Origin of the sequence: Paenibacillus sp. MMO-177 (genome assembly GCF_037147795.1) — a bacterium.
GTDB lineage: Bacteria > Bacillota > Bacilli > Paenibacillales > Paenibacillaceae > Pristimantibacillus.
In genome coordinates this window covers 85,497-102,441 of record NZ_JBBCUR010000013.1, presented here as the reverse complement: position 1 = coordinate 102,441, position 16,945 = coordinate 85,497, and the positions used below count along the sequence as shown (strand labels likewise).

The window sequence follows — 16,945 nt, the reverse complement described above, 5'->3', positions numbered from 1 at the left end:
TAGAATAAAAATGCAAAAGTACAGTTCATTCCGATGAAAAAATGCTCAAATGAGCATCTTGCCCGCGGATTAGCTGTACTTTTGCATTTTAATCGGAATTTTTGCTGTTGCAGGAGGAATTCGCCTGCATTTTCGCAATTCAACTGTTTGAGTATGGATTTGGGAATTATCTTACTCGTTTAATCAGGAACGCATTGTCGGCTTTGGCAAAGCCGATCTGCGGATAATAATCCATGGCGGAGGGCGCGGACAGCAGCAGAAGGGCAACCTCTTCGCCAAGATGTTCCCGCAGCCGGTTCACCAGCTCCGTGCCGATTCCGAGACGTTGATGCGTCTTGCTTACGGCCAGATCGGAGAGATAGCAGCAATAGGAGAAGTCGGTAACCGCCCGGGCAATGCCGACAAGCTCTTCGCCATCCCAAGCCGAGAGGATGAGATCGGCGTTGTCGATCATTTTCTGAATGCGGGCTAGATCATCGACGGGTCGTCTGATGCCGGAGCTTCGGAACACTTCGGCGACTTGTACGGCTGTAACGGGAGCTCCAATGCGGTATTCAACTGGCATGGCGGATGCACCTCTTTTTACGATTTGTTATAAGAAAAATATAGGGGATTGCTCCTTCTGTCAACGGTCTTTTTCGTCAAGCCTCCATGAACCAGACCTCCTTGATTATGTCGATAAGCCGCTCGCGTGCAGCCGACGGATATACCGTATCCCGCCGTTCAAGCAGGCCAACGGGGATCGTATGCTCCTCCCAGTCAACCGCAAGCGGCAATACCCAATCTGGCAGAGGGGTTGAAGCAAGGACCACGCCGATAAACGGCGGACGCGCCGCAAAACCCGGAATAGCAGAGATTTGGCTGACCGAGTGAAGCATCGGCATGCTGTCGAATCTGGCAAGCTGCCTCGATAAGTGCAGATAGTACAGGCAGGTTGGCCCGCCAACCACCATCGGATAGGGCAGCAGCTCCTGAAAGGGAAGACTGCCTCCGTCACGTTGGTGAAGAGGATGGTCTTTGGCCGCCGCAAATACAATCCTCTCCTCATACAAAGGTTCGAAGCGCAGACCCGACAGGTCGGGGGGCTCGCCGCATATCGCAAAGTCCAGCTGTTTGTGGCGAAGCTCGCTGGCCACCAGATCGGTGTTGCCAATCACGAATTGGCAGGCGATTTGCGGCTTTTCTTCCCGGAACCGCCATAACGCTTCCGGCATGACCTGCCGGGCAAGCATCTCCAGCATGCCAATTCTAAGGCTGCCGGTCTCCTCCCGCAGAATCGCTTTTGCCTGATCGGATACATAATGCCAATGCTGAATAAGCCGTTCTACTTCGGAGGCGTAGATCTGCCCGGCGGGGGTCAGTTCGGCTTCCCAGCCCCGGTCAAACAGCTGGAAGCCCAGCTCTTTTTCCAATCGCTGAATCTGGTTGGTAATGGTGGACTGGGCGTAATTCAGCTTGGCTGCCGCCTTCGCAAAGCTGCCCTCCTGCAATATCGTCTGAAAAGCGGTTAGCTCCTTCAAATCCATTTATGAAACATCTCCATCATTAAATTTGAATTAGTTGTTTAATTAATTCAATTATATAGATGAAGCAAGAGGATATACAATGATGTCATCTAATCCAGGGAGTGATGACAGATGCCTTTTATCCGGGTCAGCTATAGGGAAGATCAATATAAGCAGGAGGAGCTTTCGGCGATCAGCCAAGCGATTCATCAGGCGTTAACCGAGTATTTCCGCGTGCCGGCGGATGATTATTTTCAAGTGTTTCATGGTCATAAGCCAGGGGAGTTCTATTACGATCCGGCCTATCTGAATGTCCCGCGTTCGGACCGACTGCTCTATATCCAGATTACCCTAAAGTCCGGACGGACGGAGGAGCAGAAAAGGGGCTTTTATGCCCGATTGGCAGAGCTCTTGCCCGCGTGCGGAGTGAGATCGGAGGACATCTTTGTGGTGCTTGTGGGCACGGAGTTCGAGGACTGGACGTTTGGAGGCGGAATTGCCCAGATGCTTGAACGGAAGAGGGAGGTATAACCCGATGCATAGAAAAATCGATACGTCTCATATCGGGCCTGCCTATGGAGATGCCGCTTTTGCTCGTTATACCAAGGATATTCTGTTCGGAGACTTGTGGCGGAGGGAGGAGCTTTCGCTGCGCGAGCGAAGCTTGATTACCGTAGCGGCTCTAGTAGCCGGCGGGCATATGGAGCAGCTTCCTTATCATCTGCAGCTTGCCAGGGAGAATGGTCTCACCCAAGAGGAGCTGATCGAAGCGGTGACGCACTTGGCCTTTTATGCGGGATGGCCTAGAGCCGCTTCCGCAATGGACCGTATCCGGTCCCAACAATAAAATAACCGCAGGTAATGGCATCGCGAGATGCCTATCCTGCGATTTTTCTTGTCTTGACAAGCAAGGATGTTCATGAAAATATTAGTAAAATATGGATAATGCTCATTGTTTGTGGAAAGGAGCTGCTGCGATGAATATTACAGCGCTGGATGGCAAACGGATTAAGCTGATCCCTTTATCGGAGGAGCATGCCGAGCCGTTATTCGCCTGCTCGCGATCGGATGAATTATGGGAGCAGCTTCCTGTCAAAGTCCATACCTTGCAGGAGATGGAGCGTTTTGTCCATACGGCGATACAAGGAAAAGAACGTAATGAAGAGTATCCGTTCGCGGTCTTTGATAAGCAACTGAACCGAATTGTCGGTACAACGAGATACCTCCGCATCGCCCCGTCCCACCGCAACCTGAATATCGGCTGGTCCTGGTATTCGCCTGAAGTCTGGCGGACAGCCGTTAATACCGAAAGCAAATATCTGCTCCTTAAGCACGCTTTCGAGCAGTGGGAGGCCGTCCGGGTTGAGCTTATCACAACAACCTCGCATCATCGCTCCCAGCGGGCGATAGAACGGCTTGGAGCAACACGCGAAGGCGTGCTCCGCAAGAAATACAATGGCATGGATTATGTTATATTTAGCATTATTTCGGAAGAATGGCTTCCGGTGAAAGAGCGTTTGGAGAAACTTTTGAGGAGGGAGGTAAAGCCATGATTTTTGCTCCAAAAAGGGACTTATGGCTGTCGGTTACGATCTGGGTTACGATCGGCATTCTTGCTTTCTCGGCAATCTCTCCGTTTGTCATTGGCGGAGCCGGCGTCTTTGAGACTATCCTTGTTCTTGCCTTATGTCTTCCTGCCGCCGTATTTATGCTATGGATATGGCTTGGCGTATCCTATGAGCTGACAGGCTCCGACCTGCTTGTCAGGATGGGGCCCATCCGAACCGTTATCCCTCTTGCCAGCATCCGCAAAATCAAGCAGGTCCGCTCGATTATTGCCAGTACGGCTACTTCGGTGGACAGACTGGAAATCCATTATAAAGCTTATGATATGATTTATATTTCCCCGCTTGACCGGGAGGCCTTTCTTGCCGAATTGAAGCGAAGATGTCCGCAGCTGGACTTGGAATAACCTGAACGCCGAATAGCCAAGCCCCAATGAAGGGGCTTTCTTTTTTTTATTTATATTGTGTATAGTAATGGCGACAGATATTTAGGCGGGGGTGTCCGGGTTGTTCCAGTTTAATCGCATAAACACATTGCGGAATCAGATTTTTCTCGGATTCGTGCTCGTTATGCTGCTGGTGCTTGCTTCGGTAGGCTTTTTTACTTACGGACAAGTATCGGAGCTGCTGCGCAATAATGCCGAAAAGCATATTCAACAGACAGCGGTACAGGCGACCGGCAAGATGGATGTTTTGCTCCATCAAATGGAGACGTTTACGATGCAGGTAGCCACCAACGCTTCGATTCAAAACCTGATGGCCAAAGAGGCCGGCGGCACAAAGCTAACCTTCGAGGAGCGGCAGGTGCTGCAGCACGAAATCCGGAAGCAGCAGGCATACGTGAGCGGCGTACAGTCGATCGAATTATATTCGAACGGCTTCCGGGTATTGTTCCCGCTGACGGATATCAGCCTGTTCAACCGGGTTCCCAATGAATGGATCCGGGAGGCGGATCAAGCCGCGGGTCAGCTGGTATGGTTCGGCATTGATCCGAACAATCCGAATCAGATTACGGCGATCCGCCGCGTACGCCTGATTGACCAGTCCTTTTCCAATGCCGGGTATTTATTGGTCCGAATCGACAAAAAATATTTTGAGCTTATTGATACCAATACAGCCGCTGAAGGCAAGGAAGAAATGGGGCTAATCGACGGCTCCGGCCAGATTATCGCGGCGAACTTCTCGGCGGACATTCCGCAGGACGTGCTGCAGAAGACGGACGGTAAAACCATCAGCATGCATGGCCGATTGTATATTCCCATTCAAAAGCAGCTTGAGGCGGCAGCGGGCTGGAAGGTGTTAATCCTGACGCCGGCCGAGTATGCGGCTGAAGGAGTCACGGTGCTGCGCACGGCCATAATCGTATCGGTTATGGTGGGGTTACTGCTGTTCTTGGTTCTGACTTTTATCCTGTCGACCATGATTACGAGCCCGATTCTTAATCTTATCAAGGCGATGAGGGGCGCAAAATACGGCTCGCTGAAGCCTATACCGGTAACATCCTCCACGCTGGAGATTAACGAGCTGAACAATACTTACAACCAGATGGTCGCCTATTTGAACGAGCTGATCGAAGTGGTGTACGAGAAGGAAATCATTCAGAGCCGAACGGAGCTGAAGGCGCTGCAGGCGCAGATCAATCCGCATTTCCTGTTCAACACGCTGGAGGCTTTATATTGGGCGCTTGAGGACAAGGATGAAGAAGAGCTGTCCCAGGTTGTCGTCGCGATGTCCGGCCTGTTCCGGTATGTAATTAACCGGGCGGACGATGATGAATGGGTAACGGTAGCCGATGAACTGGAGCATGCGGAGCGTTATCTGAAAATCATGGAGATGCGCTTGATCGACCGGCTGAAGTGGCGGATTGAAGGCGATGAGAGCCTCCGGGGCGTTCCCATTCCGAAGCTGTTGATCCAGCCGCTTGTAGAGAATGCGATCTCGCATGGCGTAGAACAGCGGATCGGACAAGGCTCGGTTGTAATCGGCATAGAGAAAACCGGACAGCCGGGCCATATCCGGATTTCCGTCACGGATAACGGTCCGGGCATGAGCTTTGACAAGGTGCAGTCGCTGTATGCGGCAATGAAGCTGGGACATGTCCATGATGCGAAAGGCACCGGGGTTGGCATCTCCAACGTAGACCGCAGGCTAAGGCTCTATTACGGGGGAGAAACGGAAGGCTTGCAAATTCAGAGCGAGCAGGGAGTGGGCACTAGGATGTCTTTTGAAATACCGATTGAACATGGGGGCGAGGCAAGATGAAGACCATTCTGATCGTGGATGATGAGCCAAGAACAAGGGAAGGCGTGCGGAAAGTGCTGGAGTCGTGGTCGGCAGGCCGATACCAGATCACAACGTCTTCAAGCGCCGTGGAAGCTTTGGAATGGCTGAACGAGAATGAAGCCAATCTGGTTGTTACCGATATCCGGATGCCGGAAATTAACGGGCTGGAGCTGGTGGAGAGGCTGAGGGCAAGACAGCATCCGCCGGTTGTTATCGTTATCTCCGGCCATCCCCAATTCGACTATGCCCATAAGGCCCTGCAATTTGGCGTTATCGAATATTTGCTCAAGCCGCTGGACAAGAAGAAGCTGGTGGAAGCCGTGGAGCTTGCGTTCCGCAAGGAGGAAGAGCTGAACCGGATTGAACGCATGGAGCGTTTAGTCGATACGAAGCTGCTGGAGACTACCGAGCAGGAGACGCAATACAGCGCGCCGGTGAAGGAAGCGATTCAGTATTTGGATGAGCATCTGCATGAGCCGGTTACGATGCGGGATATTGCCGATCATCTGCATATGAACGCGAGCTATTTCAGCGTGCTGTTCAAGGAGCAGATCGGGCTGACCTTCAGCGATTATTTGACAAGACGACGGGTGCAAAGAGCTAAGGAGCTGCTGACCAACACGCGCCTGTCGATCAATGAGATTGCCGAAAAAGCAGGGTATCAGACCGCCAAATACTTCGTCAAAGTGTTCCGGTCGCATGAGGGAGTAAGTCCTGGACAATATCGAAAAAACGTCTCTCACGCGGAGGAGACGATCCAATAAAAGTAGTATTTTTCCCAACTCTCAATACCTTATGCTGCTGTGAAAGCGCTGTTACAATTTGTTTAGCAACACAAACACATCAGTCAAAAAGGGGTTGTAAACGTGTTCAAAAAATCGAAGTGGATGACACTCGGACTAATTCTCTGTCTCGCCATCGTAACGGCAGCATGCGGCAACAACAGCGGCAGCAGCTCAAATAGCGGCAACACCGCTTCTAGCGGGGGCTCCTCTGAAAGCGGTTCCGGCAAGAAGGTAACGATCAATTTCATGCATCTGTGGCCGGAAGGCGTATCCGCGGGCCAGAACAAAATCGTTAACCAAATCATCAACGATTACCAAAAAGAACATCCTAACGTAACGATCAAGCAAGAGGTTCTCGATAACGAGCAATACAAAAACAAATTAAAAGTCCTCTCCGCATCGAATCAGCTCCCTGATGTGGGCGTAACTTGGGCGGCCGGCTTCTTGAAGCCGTACGTAGACGGCAAGCTGTTCACGCCGGTTGACGATCTGCTCAGCGGTGAGCTGAACGGCAAATTCGTAGCGGGCACAACGGAAGCTTACGCGATCGACGGTAAAACGTATGCGCTTCCGCTGGAGTTCAACATCGCTCCGATCTACTACAACAAAGAAATTTTCAAGAAATACAATCTTGAAGTTCCAACCACGTACGAGCAATTCAAGCAAGTCGTGAAAACGTTGTCCGACAACGGCGTAGCACCAATCGCGCTTGGCAACAAGGATCGTTGGACAGGTTCCCTGTGGTACATGTATCTGGCTGACCGCATTGCAGGTCAAGAGACCGTAGCTAACGCGATTAAAGGCACAGCGAAATTTACGGATCCGGGTCTGCAGCAGGCCGCTTCCGAAGTCCAATCCCTGGTTGACGCAAACGCATTCGTCAAAGGCTTTAACGGTCTGTCGAACGAAGAAGCGAAATCCGAATTCCTGAACGGCAATGCCGCGATGTACCTGATGGGTACTTGGGAGCTGCCGAACTTCACAACCAACGAAGACATTCCGCAATCGTTCCGCGACAGCGTTGGATTCTTCAAGTTCCCGACGGTTGAAGGCGGCAAAGGCAACGCGGACAGCTGGGTAGGCGGTCCTGGCGTAGGCTTGTTCGTAGGGGAGAACTCGAAAGTGAAAGAAGAAGCGAAAGCATTCGTTCAATACTTCGTGACGAAGTGGGGCGAGCAATCGGTAACCGGAGCGGGCGTGATTCCGGCTACGAAGATCGATACTTCGTCGATCCAGCTGCCGCAGCTGTACATCGACCTGTTCAACGAGCTGAACAAAGCAAGCAGCATCACCTTGTTCGCGGACGTTCAATTGCCGGCTAACGCGGCAGAGACTCATCTGAACATGATCCAATCGCTGTTCGGCAAAGCGGTTAACCCAGAGAAATTCGCATCCGAGCAAGACGCGGCCATCGCGAAAGGCAACTAGTTCAGACATCCAAAAATAAAGGGAGGCCTATCCGGACGGACGGGTTCGAAATACCGGATAGGCGACTCCCTTATTTTTGACAGAGAAAGGAGTCGGCCAAATTGGATAAGGTGCTATCTAATAAGAAAGTCATCGCTTTATATGTTCTTCCGTCCCTTCTGCTCATTCTGGCCGTTGTTTATATCCCAATCGTTCTTACGGGTTATTACGGGCTGAATGAATGGAACGGCATTGGCGCAATGAAGTGGGTGGGCCTCGATAACTATGCCACACTCGTTAAGGATCAAGATTTCTGGAGCAGTGCCGGACATTCGCTGCTGCTAGCGGTATTTTCCATGGTCAGCCTTATTATCTATCTCGTCGTGGCAATGGTGCTCGCGGCCAAACTCAAAGGAGCAAACCTGTTCCGCAAAATTTACTTAATCCCGATGCTGCTGTCTTCGGTAGCAATCGCTCAGCTGTGGCTCAAAATCTATCATCCTACTAACGGCATTATGAATAGCTTGCTGGAATCCCTTGGCGTTGCAAATCCTCCCGCTTGGCTTGCAGAGACGGATCTTGTTTTGTTCGCTTTGTTTATTCCGATTCTGTGGCAGTACGCGGGCTTCTATATTCTGATCTACTATGCGGCACTGAAGAACATCCCTTCTTCCCTTGAAGAAGCAGCGAAGATTGACGGAGCGAACTCGTTCCAGATCGCTTGGAGAATCAAATTCCCGCTTGTGATGGAAGTTGTAAAAGTAACGATTGTCCTGGCGGTTGTAGGTTCCCTGAAATACTTCGACCTGATTTATGTCATGACAGACGGCGGGCCGAACGGCTCCAGTGAAGTAATGGCGTCGTACATGTACCATAAAGCCTTTAAAGCTTATGACTTCGGTTACGGCAGCGCGGTTGGCTTCTTCCTGCTCATTATCTGTCTAGTGGCAACCTGGGCTATCCGCAAGGCAACTGCCAGCAAAGACACGATTCAGTATTCCTAAGTTAAAATTCTTTCTAATGCTTACGATGCAAGAATCATCACAACAGATTCTTTTCAGGAGGTACGCTTCATGTCATCGACAACTATGAAACTGGGCGGAGAAGCGAAATCCGGATCGAGAATAGGAATGAAGGTCGGCTACGCTGTACTGTACATCGTTCTCATCGCCGTTGCGGTGTTCCAGGTTTACCCGCTCATCTGGCTTTTGTTCTTCTCTTTGAAAAACAACCAGGAAGTTTTTAATCTATCGCCATTTGCTTTGCCATCTCCTCCGCACTGGAACAATTACAGCAAAGTGTGGAATGCGGGAAATATCGATACGTATTTCCTGAACAGCGTATGGATTACGGTAGCCGCAACGGCTGCAACGATCGTGCTTGGCAGCCTCGTGACGTTCGCGATTACCCGCATGAAATGGAAGCTCAGCTCGCTTGTCCTTGGCCTGTTTATGGTCGCGATGATGATTCCGGTTCACTCGACGCTGATTCCGCTGTTCAGCATGTTCAACAAGGTTCATCTGATCGACAATCCATTGTCTCTCATTCTGTCTTATGTGGCATTTAACATGCCGATCACGATTATGATCCTGCTTGGCTTCTATGTCGCTCTGCCGAAGGAAGTCGAGGAGGCGGCCATCATTGACGGAGCCAGCATTCATAAGGTGTTCTTTAGCATCGTCTTCCCGATGACCAGCTCCGTGCTGGCGACAACGGGCATCATCAACATGATCTACAACTGGAACGAATTTATTTTCGTCAACACGTTTATCAGCTCGGATAAATTCAAAACGCTCACCGTTGGCGTGCAGAACTTTATCGGCCAATACACCACCGACTGGGGCGCAATCGGCGCCACGCTGATGATCAGCATCCTGCCTATCCTTATCACGTTCCTGTTCCTCAGCGACCGGATCGTAGAAGGTATCGCGGCCGGTTCGGTAAAAGGTTAAATAAACATTCAAACGAGGCTGTGCCATCGTCATTTTTAATGACTTTGGTACAGCCTCAGCCTTTGTTCCTCCTCATACGTTGGATTTATTCCAGTGAAATGAGGGGGAAAGGAAGATCCCGGAGGCTACGTTGGATTCGCTCCAGTCTACAGAGCCGGAATGAGCAAGTATCGTCCAAATGAGCTGATTTCACTGTAGCTAATCCAATGTAGATCGAGTAAACGGTCAAAAACGCCCAATTATGCTGTACGAAATCCAATGTAGCTCTACTGCTAGCCCACCTTCATTAACGGCGTAGGGGACAGCCCCGTTTTGTTTTAGCTATACAGCTTGCTTCCGGACATTTTGAACGAATCCGCCTGTTCTTTCATTCCGGCTTCGATGGCTTCTTCGGTATCAAGCCCGTGCTCTTCCGCGTATTCCCGGATGTCTTGAGTAATTCGCATGCTGCAGAACTTCGGACCGCACATGGAGCAGAAGTGAGCCGTTTTCGCAGCCTCTGCGGGCAGCGTCTCGTCATGGTAAGCGATCGCCCGTTCAGGATCAAGCGACAAATGGAACTGGTCGCGCCAGCGGAACTCGAACCTTGCCTTCGACAATGCGTCGTCCCGGAGTTTCGCCATGGGATGTCCTTTGGCAAGATCGGCGGCGTGCGCTGCTATTTTGTAGGCAATAACACCGTCTTTAACGTCTTCCTTATTGGGGAGACCCAGATGCTCTTTAGGCGTTACATAGCATAACATTGCCGTTCCGAACCAACCGATCATTGCTGCTCCTATCGCCGACGTAATATGGTCGTAGCCCGGTGCGATGTCCGTCGTGAGCGGCCCCAGGGTATAAAACGGCGCTTCCTTGCAGATCTCCATTTGTAGGTCGACGTTTTCTTTGATGAGATGCATGGGGACGTGGCCCGGCCCTTCGATCATGACCTGAACATCATGCTTCCAAGCGATATCCGTCAGCTCACCAAGAGTTCTCAGTTCCGCGAATTGAGCTTCGTCGTTAGCGTCCGCAATGGAGCCGGGACGAAGGCCGTCCCCGAGCGAAAATGCTACATCGTAAGCTTTCATAATCTCGCATATTTCTTCAAAGTGGGTGTAGAGAAAGTTTTCCTTGTGGTGGGCAAGACACCAGGCAGCCATGATGGAGCCGCCCCGGGAAACGATTCCGGTAACGCGTTTGGCCGTAAGCGGAATGTAACGCAGCAGCACGCCTGCGTGAATAGTGAAATAATCGACGCCTTGTTCCGCCTGTTCAATCAACGTATCGCGGAATACTTCCCAGTTCAGGTCTTCCGCTTTTCCGTTCACTTTTTCAAGCGCCTGGTAGATCGGCACGGTACCGACCGGAACGGGGGAGTTGCGGATAATCCATTCGCGGGTCGTATGGATGTTTTTTCCCGTGGACAAGTCCATAATCGTATCCGCTCCCCAACGGGTCGCCCACGTCATTTTCTCGACTTCCTCTTCGATGGAGGACGCAACGGCTGAATTGCCGATGTTGGCGTTAATCTTCACATGAAAACGGCTCCCGATAATCATCGGCTCGAGTTCGGGATGGTTGATATTGGCCGGTATTACCGCGCGCCCGCGGGCCACTTCCGAACGGACCAGTTCCGGATCAACCCCTTCGCGAATCGCGATAAACTCCATTTCCGGAGTAACGATGCCTTTGCGGGCGTAGTGAAGCTGTGTCACGTTTTGCCCTGGCTTTGCCTGAAGAGGCCGGTGATTCAGGCAAGGGAAAATTTCCGCGCCTTTCTCCTTCGCACGTTCCTCGTTTGCGAATCCGTTGTCTTCCGGCCTAACGATGCGGCCTTCGTATGTTTCCGTGTCGCCACGTTCGTTAATCCACCCGCCCCGCACAATAGGAAGTCCTTTTCGTACATCCGCCTCATAGGACTCGTCGGTGTACGGTCCGCTTGAGTCATACACCCGCACCGGTTCGTTCGGCTGCGGCTGTCCGTCTTTTCCCCGGCTGTCGGATAATACGATTTCGCGCATGGGAACCCGAATATCTTCCCTCGATCCTCTCACATACGTTTTGCGGCTGCCCGGCAGCGGCGTCGATAAAATCGGCATCAAAAAAACCTCCTTAAGAACATTCGATAGGTTCAGGAATGTCCGCTAGGAGGCCGTTGTTTAGGGGGAATGGAAATGTACGCGGCATAGCTTCTGCAGTTAGACACGGCGAATAGGCAGAGCTCGCCCAGGCAGGGCAAAGCTCGCAACCCCCGGCCGCTCCCCCAAAGGCGGCATTTGATGCGGCCGGACGATCGCCGGCAACAAGAAAAGCCGCCCCGTCGGGAGCGGCTTGAGGTGTCGAAATCCGTGCAAATCGAAACGGACGAATGACAATAGCACCCCGTTTCTATCGCATATGGCTGACGCGCACAAGACCACTTTCCTACGCTGGCATAACCCAGATCAGGTTCAAAGGGACCAAGGCTAAGCCTTATCTCAGCCCTTGCGGGCGCCCCTAGTGGAATTCCTAGTCCAAAGACTACACTCGTATCCAGCTTCTGTCAAGCAAGCTTTCAAGCGAATCTTTCATTTTATGCTCGTAGGCAGGATGAATTGGTCGTTTATGGAATAGTAATATACAATCTCGTACTTGATCAGGGAGGTTGGATGAATTGGACAATCAGCCATTCAAGCATGCGGTCAGAAATCCTTCGGGCATAAAGAACATTTTTGCGATGACGGTGCTGTGTTCACTCTTTCTTGTTAGTACGCTGCGTGGAAAAGAAGACGATACGATTCTATACGTTCTGGGCATCGCGATATTCTGCTTCTGCGCTGCCGTCTTGATCTGGTCCGTGTACCGGGCGGTACAGAAGCCGATTGATCTCTGCTTGCAGGAGGATACGCTTTTGCTTAACGGAAATACAATCTCCGCCGATCAGATTAAGGTCATCATGATCAGACGGGACTCGGTTCACCCGATTATCGGGATTAAGCCTTATGGCGCGAAAATTGTTCCTGTCCGTTTGTGCTTCAGGTATGTGGACGAAGAGGATAAAGGCTTCGCGGATATCGCCGACTGGGCGAAGAGGAATAACGTAAAAGTCGATTATGGTTTCTTTTTTAGATGGATATAGAGAGGCAAATGAGATGAAACAAGGAGGGCGGCCATGAAGGCTCGCACGATGAAAGCGCTGGTCTATGAAGCTTACGGTTCGCCGGAGGTTCTCCAAATCAAAGAAGTGGATGTCCCTGCGCCTAAGGAGCATGAAGTGCTGATCGAGGTTTATGCCGCTTCGGTCAATTCATGGGATTGGGATCTGCTTCGCGGCAAACCGTACATAAACCGCATTGGCGGACTCCGCAAGCCGCGGTTCCCTATTCTTGGGGCGGATATTGCCGGGAAAATCATCGCCGTTGGCGCCTCCGTCACGCGGTTCCGACCCGGCGATGAGGTGTTCGGCGATCTTTCCGGCTGCAGCTGGGGCGGATTCGCCGAATACGTATGCGCGGGTGAGGATGCTTTGACGCCAATGCCGAAGCGGCTTAGCTTCGAGCAAGCGGCAGCGATTCCGCAAGCAGCCGTGCTTGCCTTGCAAGGAATGCGAGATAAAGGGAATTTGCGGAAGGGCCAGCAAGTGCTCATCAATGGGGCAGGAGGCGGCGTGGGGACGTTTGCCATCCAATATGCCAAGCTGCACGAGGCGGAAGTCACCGCTGTTGACCGGGCATGCAAGCGGGATATGCTTCTGTCCCTCGGAGCGGATCATGTGCAGGATTACAGGAATGAGGACTTTACCGCTAATAGGCGGCAATACGATCTTATCCTGGATGTAGTGGGGACCCGTTCCGTCTTCAAAGTGAAGCGGGCGCTTAAAAAAGGCGGAACATACGTTATGATTGGCGGCTTAATGCCTCGTCTTCTCCAAACCTTGCTCGCCGCACCGCTGATCCGCAGGTTTGAGAAGAAGAACGTGACCATTCTGATCCATAAGCCCAATGATGCTGATCAGCAGGTATGGAAGTTGCTTGCAGAAGCGGGCCAGGTTACTCCCGTCATTGACCGGCTGTATGGATTGCAGGATGCTGCCGAAGCTTTCCGGTATTTCGGGGAAGGGGAGTTCAAAGGCAAAATCGTTGTTCGCATAAAAAGCGAAACCCCCACGCCATAAGGCATGGGGGTTTCGCTTTTTATTTTATTATTTCTTGACGGTCACGGTTATCGTGTCGCTGGATGTAACGCCTGCCGCATTCACAAGCTCGCAGCGGTACACGTAGGTGCCGGGCGTTCTTGCCGAAATGGCGGTTACTGCATTTTGCGCCGCAGGAGTTGCGTCCTTCAGCGATTGCGTATCGATAAGCACGCCATTCTCGTATAAGCGGTATTCCGTGGCATTAGTGCCCCACCACAGGTTCATCGTTACTTTGTAATTTCCGTCTTGATCCCAATTGTCATGGGACAGGACGGCTTTGCCCGGAGAAGCGTCGGTTACTTTAACGACCAGCTTGCTGCTGGCTGTTTTACCGTAGGCATTAATCAATTCCGCTGTATACGTATAGGTCCCGTTAGCTTTGCCCGTAATTTTGGTCTGAACGGATTGGGCCGAAGGGGAAGCGTCTTTCAATTCAACCGTATCAATCAGTACGCCATTCTCATACAACCGGTACTCGGTACCGTTATTGCCCGACCACAGGTTCATCGTTACCGTGTAGCTTCCGTCCTGAAGACCGTTATCCCAACCGTTGTTATGGGATAAGACCGGCGTTCCCGGAGCGCCGGTGGCAAGCGGTTTGCTTGTCACTTTGAACGTGTAGCTTGCTGTGGACGTATTGCCTGCTTTGTCGGTTACCGTATAGTTGACCGTGTGGCTTCCGATGCCAAGCTTGGAGGCTGCTATAGAATATCCATTTGCAATTACGCTATTGTCCAAGAGCAATTGCTCCGAAGCAACACCGGAAAGCGAGTCGCTGCTTGCAAGGTTATAGACAAGAGTCTCCGTCTCAACAACGTCGGCCACTTGTCCGCCGGATTGCGTTAACTCCGCCGTCGGAGCTGTCTTGTCCAATGGAACATTAACCGATGCCACGCCGCTTTTGTTTCCTGCCGCATCAACCGCGTAATAAGAGAATGTATGATTGCCTTCTGCGGTTACGGTAACCGGCGTTGCGTAATCGGAAAAGCTGTCGTTGTTTAACGCGTAAAACGTATCTACTTTACCTTCCGAATTGTCTTTAGCGGTTACGCTTACTTGAACGTCCTGATTAAACCAGCCTTCCGCATTAGGGGAAGCGGACAGCGAAGCTTCAGCGGTTGGCGGTACGTTATCCGCCGGCTGCACAACCGTGAAATCCGCGAGGCTGCGAGGTTTGAGCTGGTACAAGTCTTTAAAAATAGCGGCCACGCCGGTGATTGTTACCTTTTGGCCGACAGTATAAGGGAAGCTGCTTTGCGTTAGGCCGGTACGTCCGTCAACACGGATATGATTAACCGTTCCGTTATCGCTGACAGCGTCAAACTCGAAGGAGCCGGATGGCGTGGCGGAGATGATGTTGGCAATCGTCACGTCATTCAGCTGCAACAGCTGGCCTTGATTGGAGCTGTCCACTGCGGCTGCCGGGCTTGGAGCCGGCACATCGGCCGTCCCCGTTTTTTCAATGGCAACAATATCTCCAAGCTCTAGCTCGGTATTGTAGAGCGACGTAGTCGCGGTTACTTTGACAACGTCGCCCTGATGATAACCGGCGGCGTTCTGGTACACGTAAATACCGCCTGTCTGATCTTGCAGGTAGAAGGTTTGTCCGCCAAAAATGCCGGGCTCCGTCGTCACCACGCCTTCAACCGTAACGGTTGAGCCAACGGTTTTGGCACGGGATTCCGCAATGGTGATTTTGGCGGGGATTCCGCCTTCATCGCCCGGAAGCGGCTCAGCCGATACGTTGCCGAGCGTAACGGCTTCGGTCAGCAGGTTTGTGCTGTTTTGTCTTAGGCGAAGATTAGCCGCGCCGGTAGAACCGGCTTTTAAACGGATGGTTAAATCCTTATACGCATGTCCCGCGGCATCGGCCGTAACGTTGAAGCTCGCGCTGTAGCCGTAAGCGGTAGGCCATGTTCCGTCTGCATTTTGCACCTGGGCGATTTGGGCGCCGCTGCTTGTTAAATAAACGCCAACCTGATAGTTGCTGACGGTCGAATTAGGAGCCAGGTTGTTGAATACGACCCGAACGGGGAATGACGATCCGCTGTTAGGCAGCGTTGCCTGATGCACAAAGCTGTATGCCGGATTGGAGACAGCCGCTCCCCCGCCGAAAGAACCGGCCTTGTATGTCGAGCGGTCATACCATTTGTAGCCTGCATTTGGAGCTGCCCATGGTTCAGGCTGCGGCTCCGTGGACAAAGATGGAGTCTCGAAAGGAAGAAGAGCAGTAGGCTTATCCAGCTGCAGGCCGCTAACCTGGCTCAGGCTGGCATAGCTTTCTTTTTTCGACAGCCAGTCGATAATGTTAACAAGCAATACGCCGTCATTCGCTTCTTTGAAGCCGTCGTAAGTTGTTTTCTTCGCGCCCGTATCTTCGCGCAAATATTTAGGCGTTACATCCTCAACCGGGGAGGAGTCGCCGATAAAAGCCGCTTTACCGCCGCCAAGCTTGGATACGGCTACATAAGGACCTTCCGCTACGCCGCCGCCGTTGTATACCCCTTGGTCAACCGCGTTTGCCCAAGCCTCGTTTGTTTGCGGCAGATACACAATGCCTTTTGCTTTTGTTGGATCAATAATGGCAAGCGTCGAGCCGGCATGCATGGCTACGGCCGATACGCCTTCCGTAATGCCAAACGCCTGGCTTGGAGCGACAATGTTGGTTGCGTTAATGTCGCCAAGCGCGTTGTAACGGAAGCGGATGCCGAAGTTGTCGGCCAGCCAGTCGGAGCTTGCGACATTTTGCATCGCATAGGAATTGGCCTCTTCCGTGCTCATGCCTTGAGCCGGATTCGCCCATGCGCCGCGGCGGTAACCGTTAATGGACTCCGAGCCGTCCCAGCGGTTTTTATTCCGGTCCGCGTTGTAATGGTCGCCGATGAAAAAAATGCTGCCGCCGCCTTCGACATATTGCTCCATGGCAGCTTGCTCCGAGGTTTTGAACGGAATGTTGGGTTCAGCAATAACAAATACGTCATAGCTTTTTAAATCGTCATAAGTAAAAGCGGTAGACTTGCGAAGCTCTTGGACATAGTAGCCATTGCTTGCAAGCGCGTTGGCGAAGTCCGAGAATCCGCCATCGATTACCCAGTCAGCGGCACCCGCCGTTTGCGCGTGCGTATTGTCGAACAACACCTTTTTGCCCGCATTCTCGTTGACAACCTTCGCGTTGATGTATGGAGCAGGATCCGTTGGTCCCTCCGCATGAGCGCTGCTGCTTGTCCATTGATACTGAACCGGTACAACCAGCAGTAACATTAGCAACAACTTCAGCCATTTGTGTCTCACT

Annotated in this window: 15 protein-coding genes and 1 riboswitch; of the genes, 11 read left to right on the top strand and 4 right to left on the bottom strand. The window is 51.9% G+C overall.

Features of this window, described 5'->3' with window-relative positions:
• Nucleotides 1-166 precede the first annotated feature (166 nt).
• Together WFK81_RS27380 and WFK81_RS27375 are read right to left on the bottom strand one after the other, a co-directional pair.
• Nucleotides 167-565 (bottom strand): GNAT family N-acetyltransferase, encoded by a 399-nt coding sequence (locus WFK81_RS27380; protein WP_336790197.1) that lies wholly within the window; start codon nt 563-565, stop codon nt 167-169.
• Between the two features lie 76 nt (nt 566-641).
• Nucleotides 642-1,526 carry a LysR family transcriptional regulator gene (locus tag WFK81_RS27375; protein ID WP_336790196.1) on the bottom strand — a complete coding sequence of 295 codons (885 nt, stop codon included), beginning with the start codon at nt 1,524-1,526 and terminating at the stop codon, nt 642-644.
• A gap of 111 nt (nt 1,527-1,637) precedes the next feature.
• Between WFK81_RS27375 and WFK81_RS27370 the strand changes: the two genes are divergently transcribed.
• The 9 genes from WFK81_RS27370 (at nt 1,638) to WFK81_RS27330 (ending at nt 9,497) form a co-directional block, all read left to right on the top strand.
• On the top strand, nt 1,638-2,036 hold the full coding sequence (locus WFK81_RS27370; RefSeq protein WP_336790194.1) for a tautomerase family protein: 399 nt from the start codon (nt 1,638-1,640) through the stop codon (nt 2,034-2,036).
• A gap of 4 nt (nt 2,037-2,040) precedes the next feature.
• On the top strand, nt 2,041-2,352 hold the full coding sequence (locus tag WFK81_RS27365) for a carboxymuconolactone decarboxylase family protein (RefSeq protein ID WP_336790193.1): 312 nt from the start codon (nt 2,041-2,043) through the stop codon (nt 2,350-2,352).
• Nucleotides 2,353-2,482: 130 nt separating this feature from the next.
• The gene (locus WFK81_RS27360) at nt 2,483-3,058 is read left to right on the top strand and encodes a GNAT family N-acetyltransferase (protein ID WP_336790192.1); all 576 of its coding nucleotides are present in this window, start codon (nt 2,483-2,485) and stop codon (nt 3,056-3,058) included.
• Nucleotides 3,055-3,477, top strand: coding sequence for a PH domain-containing protein (locus WFK81_RS27355; RefSeq protein ID WP_336790191.1), 423 nt, complete (start codon nt 3,055-3,057; stop codon nt 3,475-3,477). Before WFK81_RS27360 ends, WFK81_RS27355 begins: the two co-directional genes overlap by 4 nt.
• A 100-nt stretch (nt 3,478-3,577) precedes the next feature.
• Nucleotides 3,578-5,332: a sensor histidine kinase gene (locus tag WFK81_RS27350; RefSeq protein ID WP_336790190.1), complete on the top strand. Its 1,755-nt coding sequence runs from the start codon at nt 3,578-3,580 to the stop codon at nt 5,330-5,332.
• A complete protein-coding gene (locus WFK81_RS27345; protein WP_336790189.1) occupies nt 5,329-6,117 on the top strand; it encodes a response regulator transcription factor in 789 nt (262 codons plus the stop codon). The genes WFK81_RS27350 and WFK81_RS27345 overlap by 4 nt, the downstream gene beginning before the upstream one ends.
• A 102-nt stretch (nt 6,118-6,219) precedes the next feature.
• Complete coding sequence (locus tag WFK81_RS27340) at nt 6,220-7,566, top strand: extracellular solute-binding protein (protein WP_336790187.1); 1,347 nt, start codon at nt 6,220-6,222, stop codon at nt 7,564-7,566.
• 101 nt (nt 7,567-7,667) lie between these two features.
• A complete protein-coding gene (locus tag WFK81_RS27335; RefSeq protein ID WP_336790186.1) occupies nt 7,668-8,549 on the top strand; it encodes a carbohydrate ABC transporter permease in 882 nt (293 codons plus the stop codon).
• Between the two features lie 69 nt (nt 8,550-8,618).
• Entirely contained in the window at nt 8,619-9,497 is an 879-nt protein-coding gene (locus WFK81_RS27330; RefSeq protein ID WP_336790185.1) for a carbohydrate ABC transporter permease, read from the top strand.
• Between the two features lie 317 nt (nt 9,498-9,814).
• Here WFK81_RS27330 and thiC read toward each other — a convergent pair whose 3' ends face one another.
• The gene (gene thiC, locus WFK81_RS27325; protein WP_336790183.1) at nt 9,815-11,578 is read right to left on the bottom strand and encodes a phosphomethylpyrimidine synthase ThiC; all 1,764 of its coding nucleotides are present in this window, start codon (nt 11,576-11,578) and stop codon (nt 9,815-9,817) included.
• A 305-nt stretch (nt 11,579-11,883) separates the two neighbouring features.
• Nucleotides 11,884-11,987, bottom strand: a riboswitch (TPP riboswitch).
• Between the two features lie 145 nt (nt 11,988-12,132).
• Between thiC and WFK81_RS27320 the strand changes: the two genes are divergently transcribed.
• Both WFK81_RS27320 and WFK81_RS27315 read left to right on the top strand, forming a co-directional pair.
• On the top strand, nt 12,133-12,597 hold the full coding sequence (locus tag WFK81_RS27320; protein WP_336790181.1) for a hypothetical protein: 465 nt from the start codon (nt 12,133-12,135) through the stop codon (nt 12,595-12,597).
• A 33-nt stretch (nt 12,598-12,630) separates the two neighbouring features.
• Entirely contained in the window at nt 12,631-13,632 is a 1,002-nt protein-coding gene (locus WFK81_RS27315; RefSeq protein WP_336790179.1) for an NAD(P)-dependent alcohol dehydrogenase, read from the top strand.
• Between the two features lie 27 nt (nt 13,633-13,659).
• Here the strand turns inward: WFK81_RS27315 and WFK81_RS27310 are convergent, their stop codons facing one another.
• The gene (locus WFK81_RS27310; protein WP_336790177.1) at nt 13,660-16,914 is read right to left on the bottom strand and encodes an OmpL47-type beta-barrel domain-containing protein; all 3,255 of its coding nucleotides are present in this window, start codon (nt 16,912-16,914) and stop codon (nt 13,660-13,662) included.
• Between the last annotated feature and the right edge of the window lie 31 nt (nt 16,915-16,945).

Coding starts and splice junctions, on each gene's coding strand:
- WFK81_RS27375 (WP_336790196.1), bottom strand. CDS start 1,526: ATGGATTTGAAGGAGCTAACCGCTTTTCAGACGATATTGCAGGAGGGC.
- WFK81_RS27370 (WP_336790194.1), top strand. CDS start 1,638: ATGCCTTTTATCCGGGTCAGCTATAGGGAAGATCAATATAAGCAGGAG.
- WFK81_RS27380 (WP_336790197.1), bottom strand. CDS start 565: ATGCCAGTTGAATACCGCATTGGAGCTCCCGTTACAGCCGTACAAGTC.
- WFK81_RS27345 (WP_336790189.1), top strand. CDS start 5,329: ATGAAGACCATTCTGATCGTGGATGATGAGCCAAGAACAAGGGAAGGC.
- WFK81_RS27315 (WP_336790179.1), top strand. CDS start 12,631: ATGAAGGCTCGCACGATGAAAGCGCTGGTCTATGAAGCTTACGGTTCG.
- thiC (WP_336790183.1), bottom strand. CDS start 11,578: ATGCCGATTTTATCGACGCCGCTGCCGGGCAGCCGCAAAACGTATGTG.
- WFK81_RS27360 (WP_336790192.1), top strand. CDS start 2,483: ATGAATATTACAGCGCTGGATGGCAAACGGATTAAGCTGATCCCTTTA.
- WFK81_RS27365 (WP_336790193.1), top strand. CDS start 2,041: ATGCATAGAAAAATCGATACGTCTCATATCGGGCCTGCCTATGGAGAT.
- WFK81_RS27355 (WP_336790191.1), top strand. CDS start 3,055: ATGATTTTTGCTCCAAAAAGGGACTTATGGCTGTCGGTTACGATCTGG.
- WFK81_RS27310 (WP_336790177.1), bottom strand. CDS start 16,914: ATGTTACTGCTGGTTGTACCGGTTCAGTATCAATGGACAAGCAGCAGC.
- WFK81_RS27330 (WP_336790185.1), top strand. CDS start 8,619: ATGTCATCGACAACTATGAAACTGGGCGGAGAAGCGAAATCCGGATCG.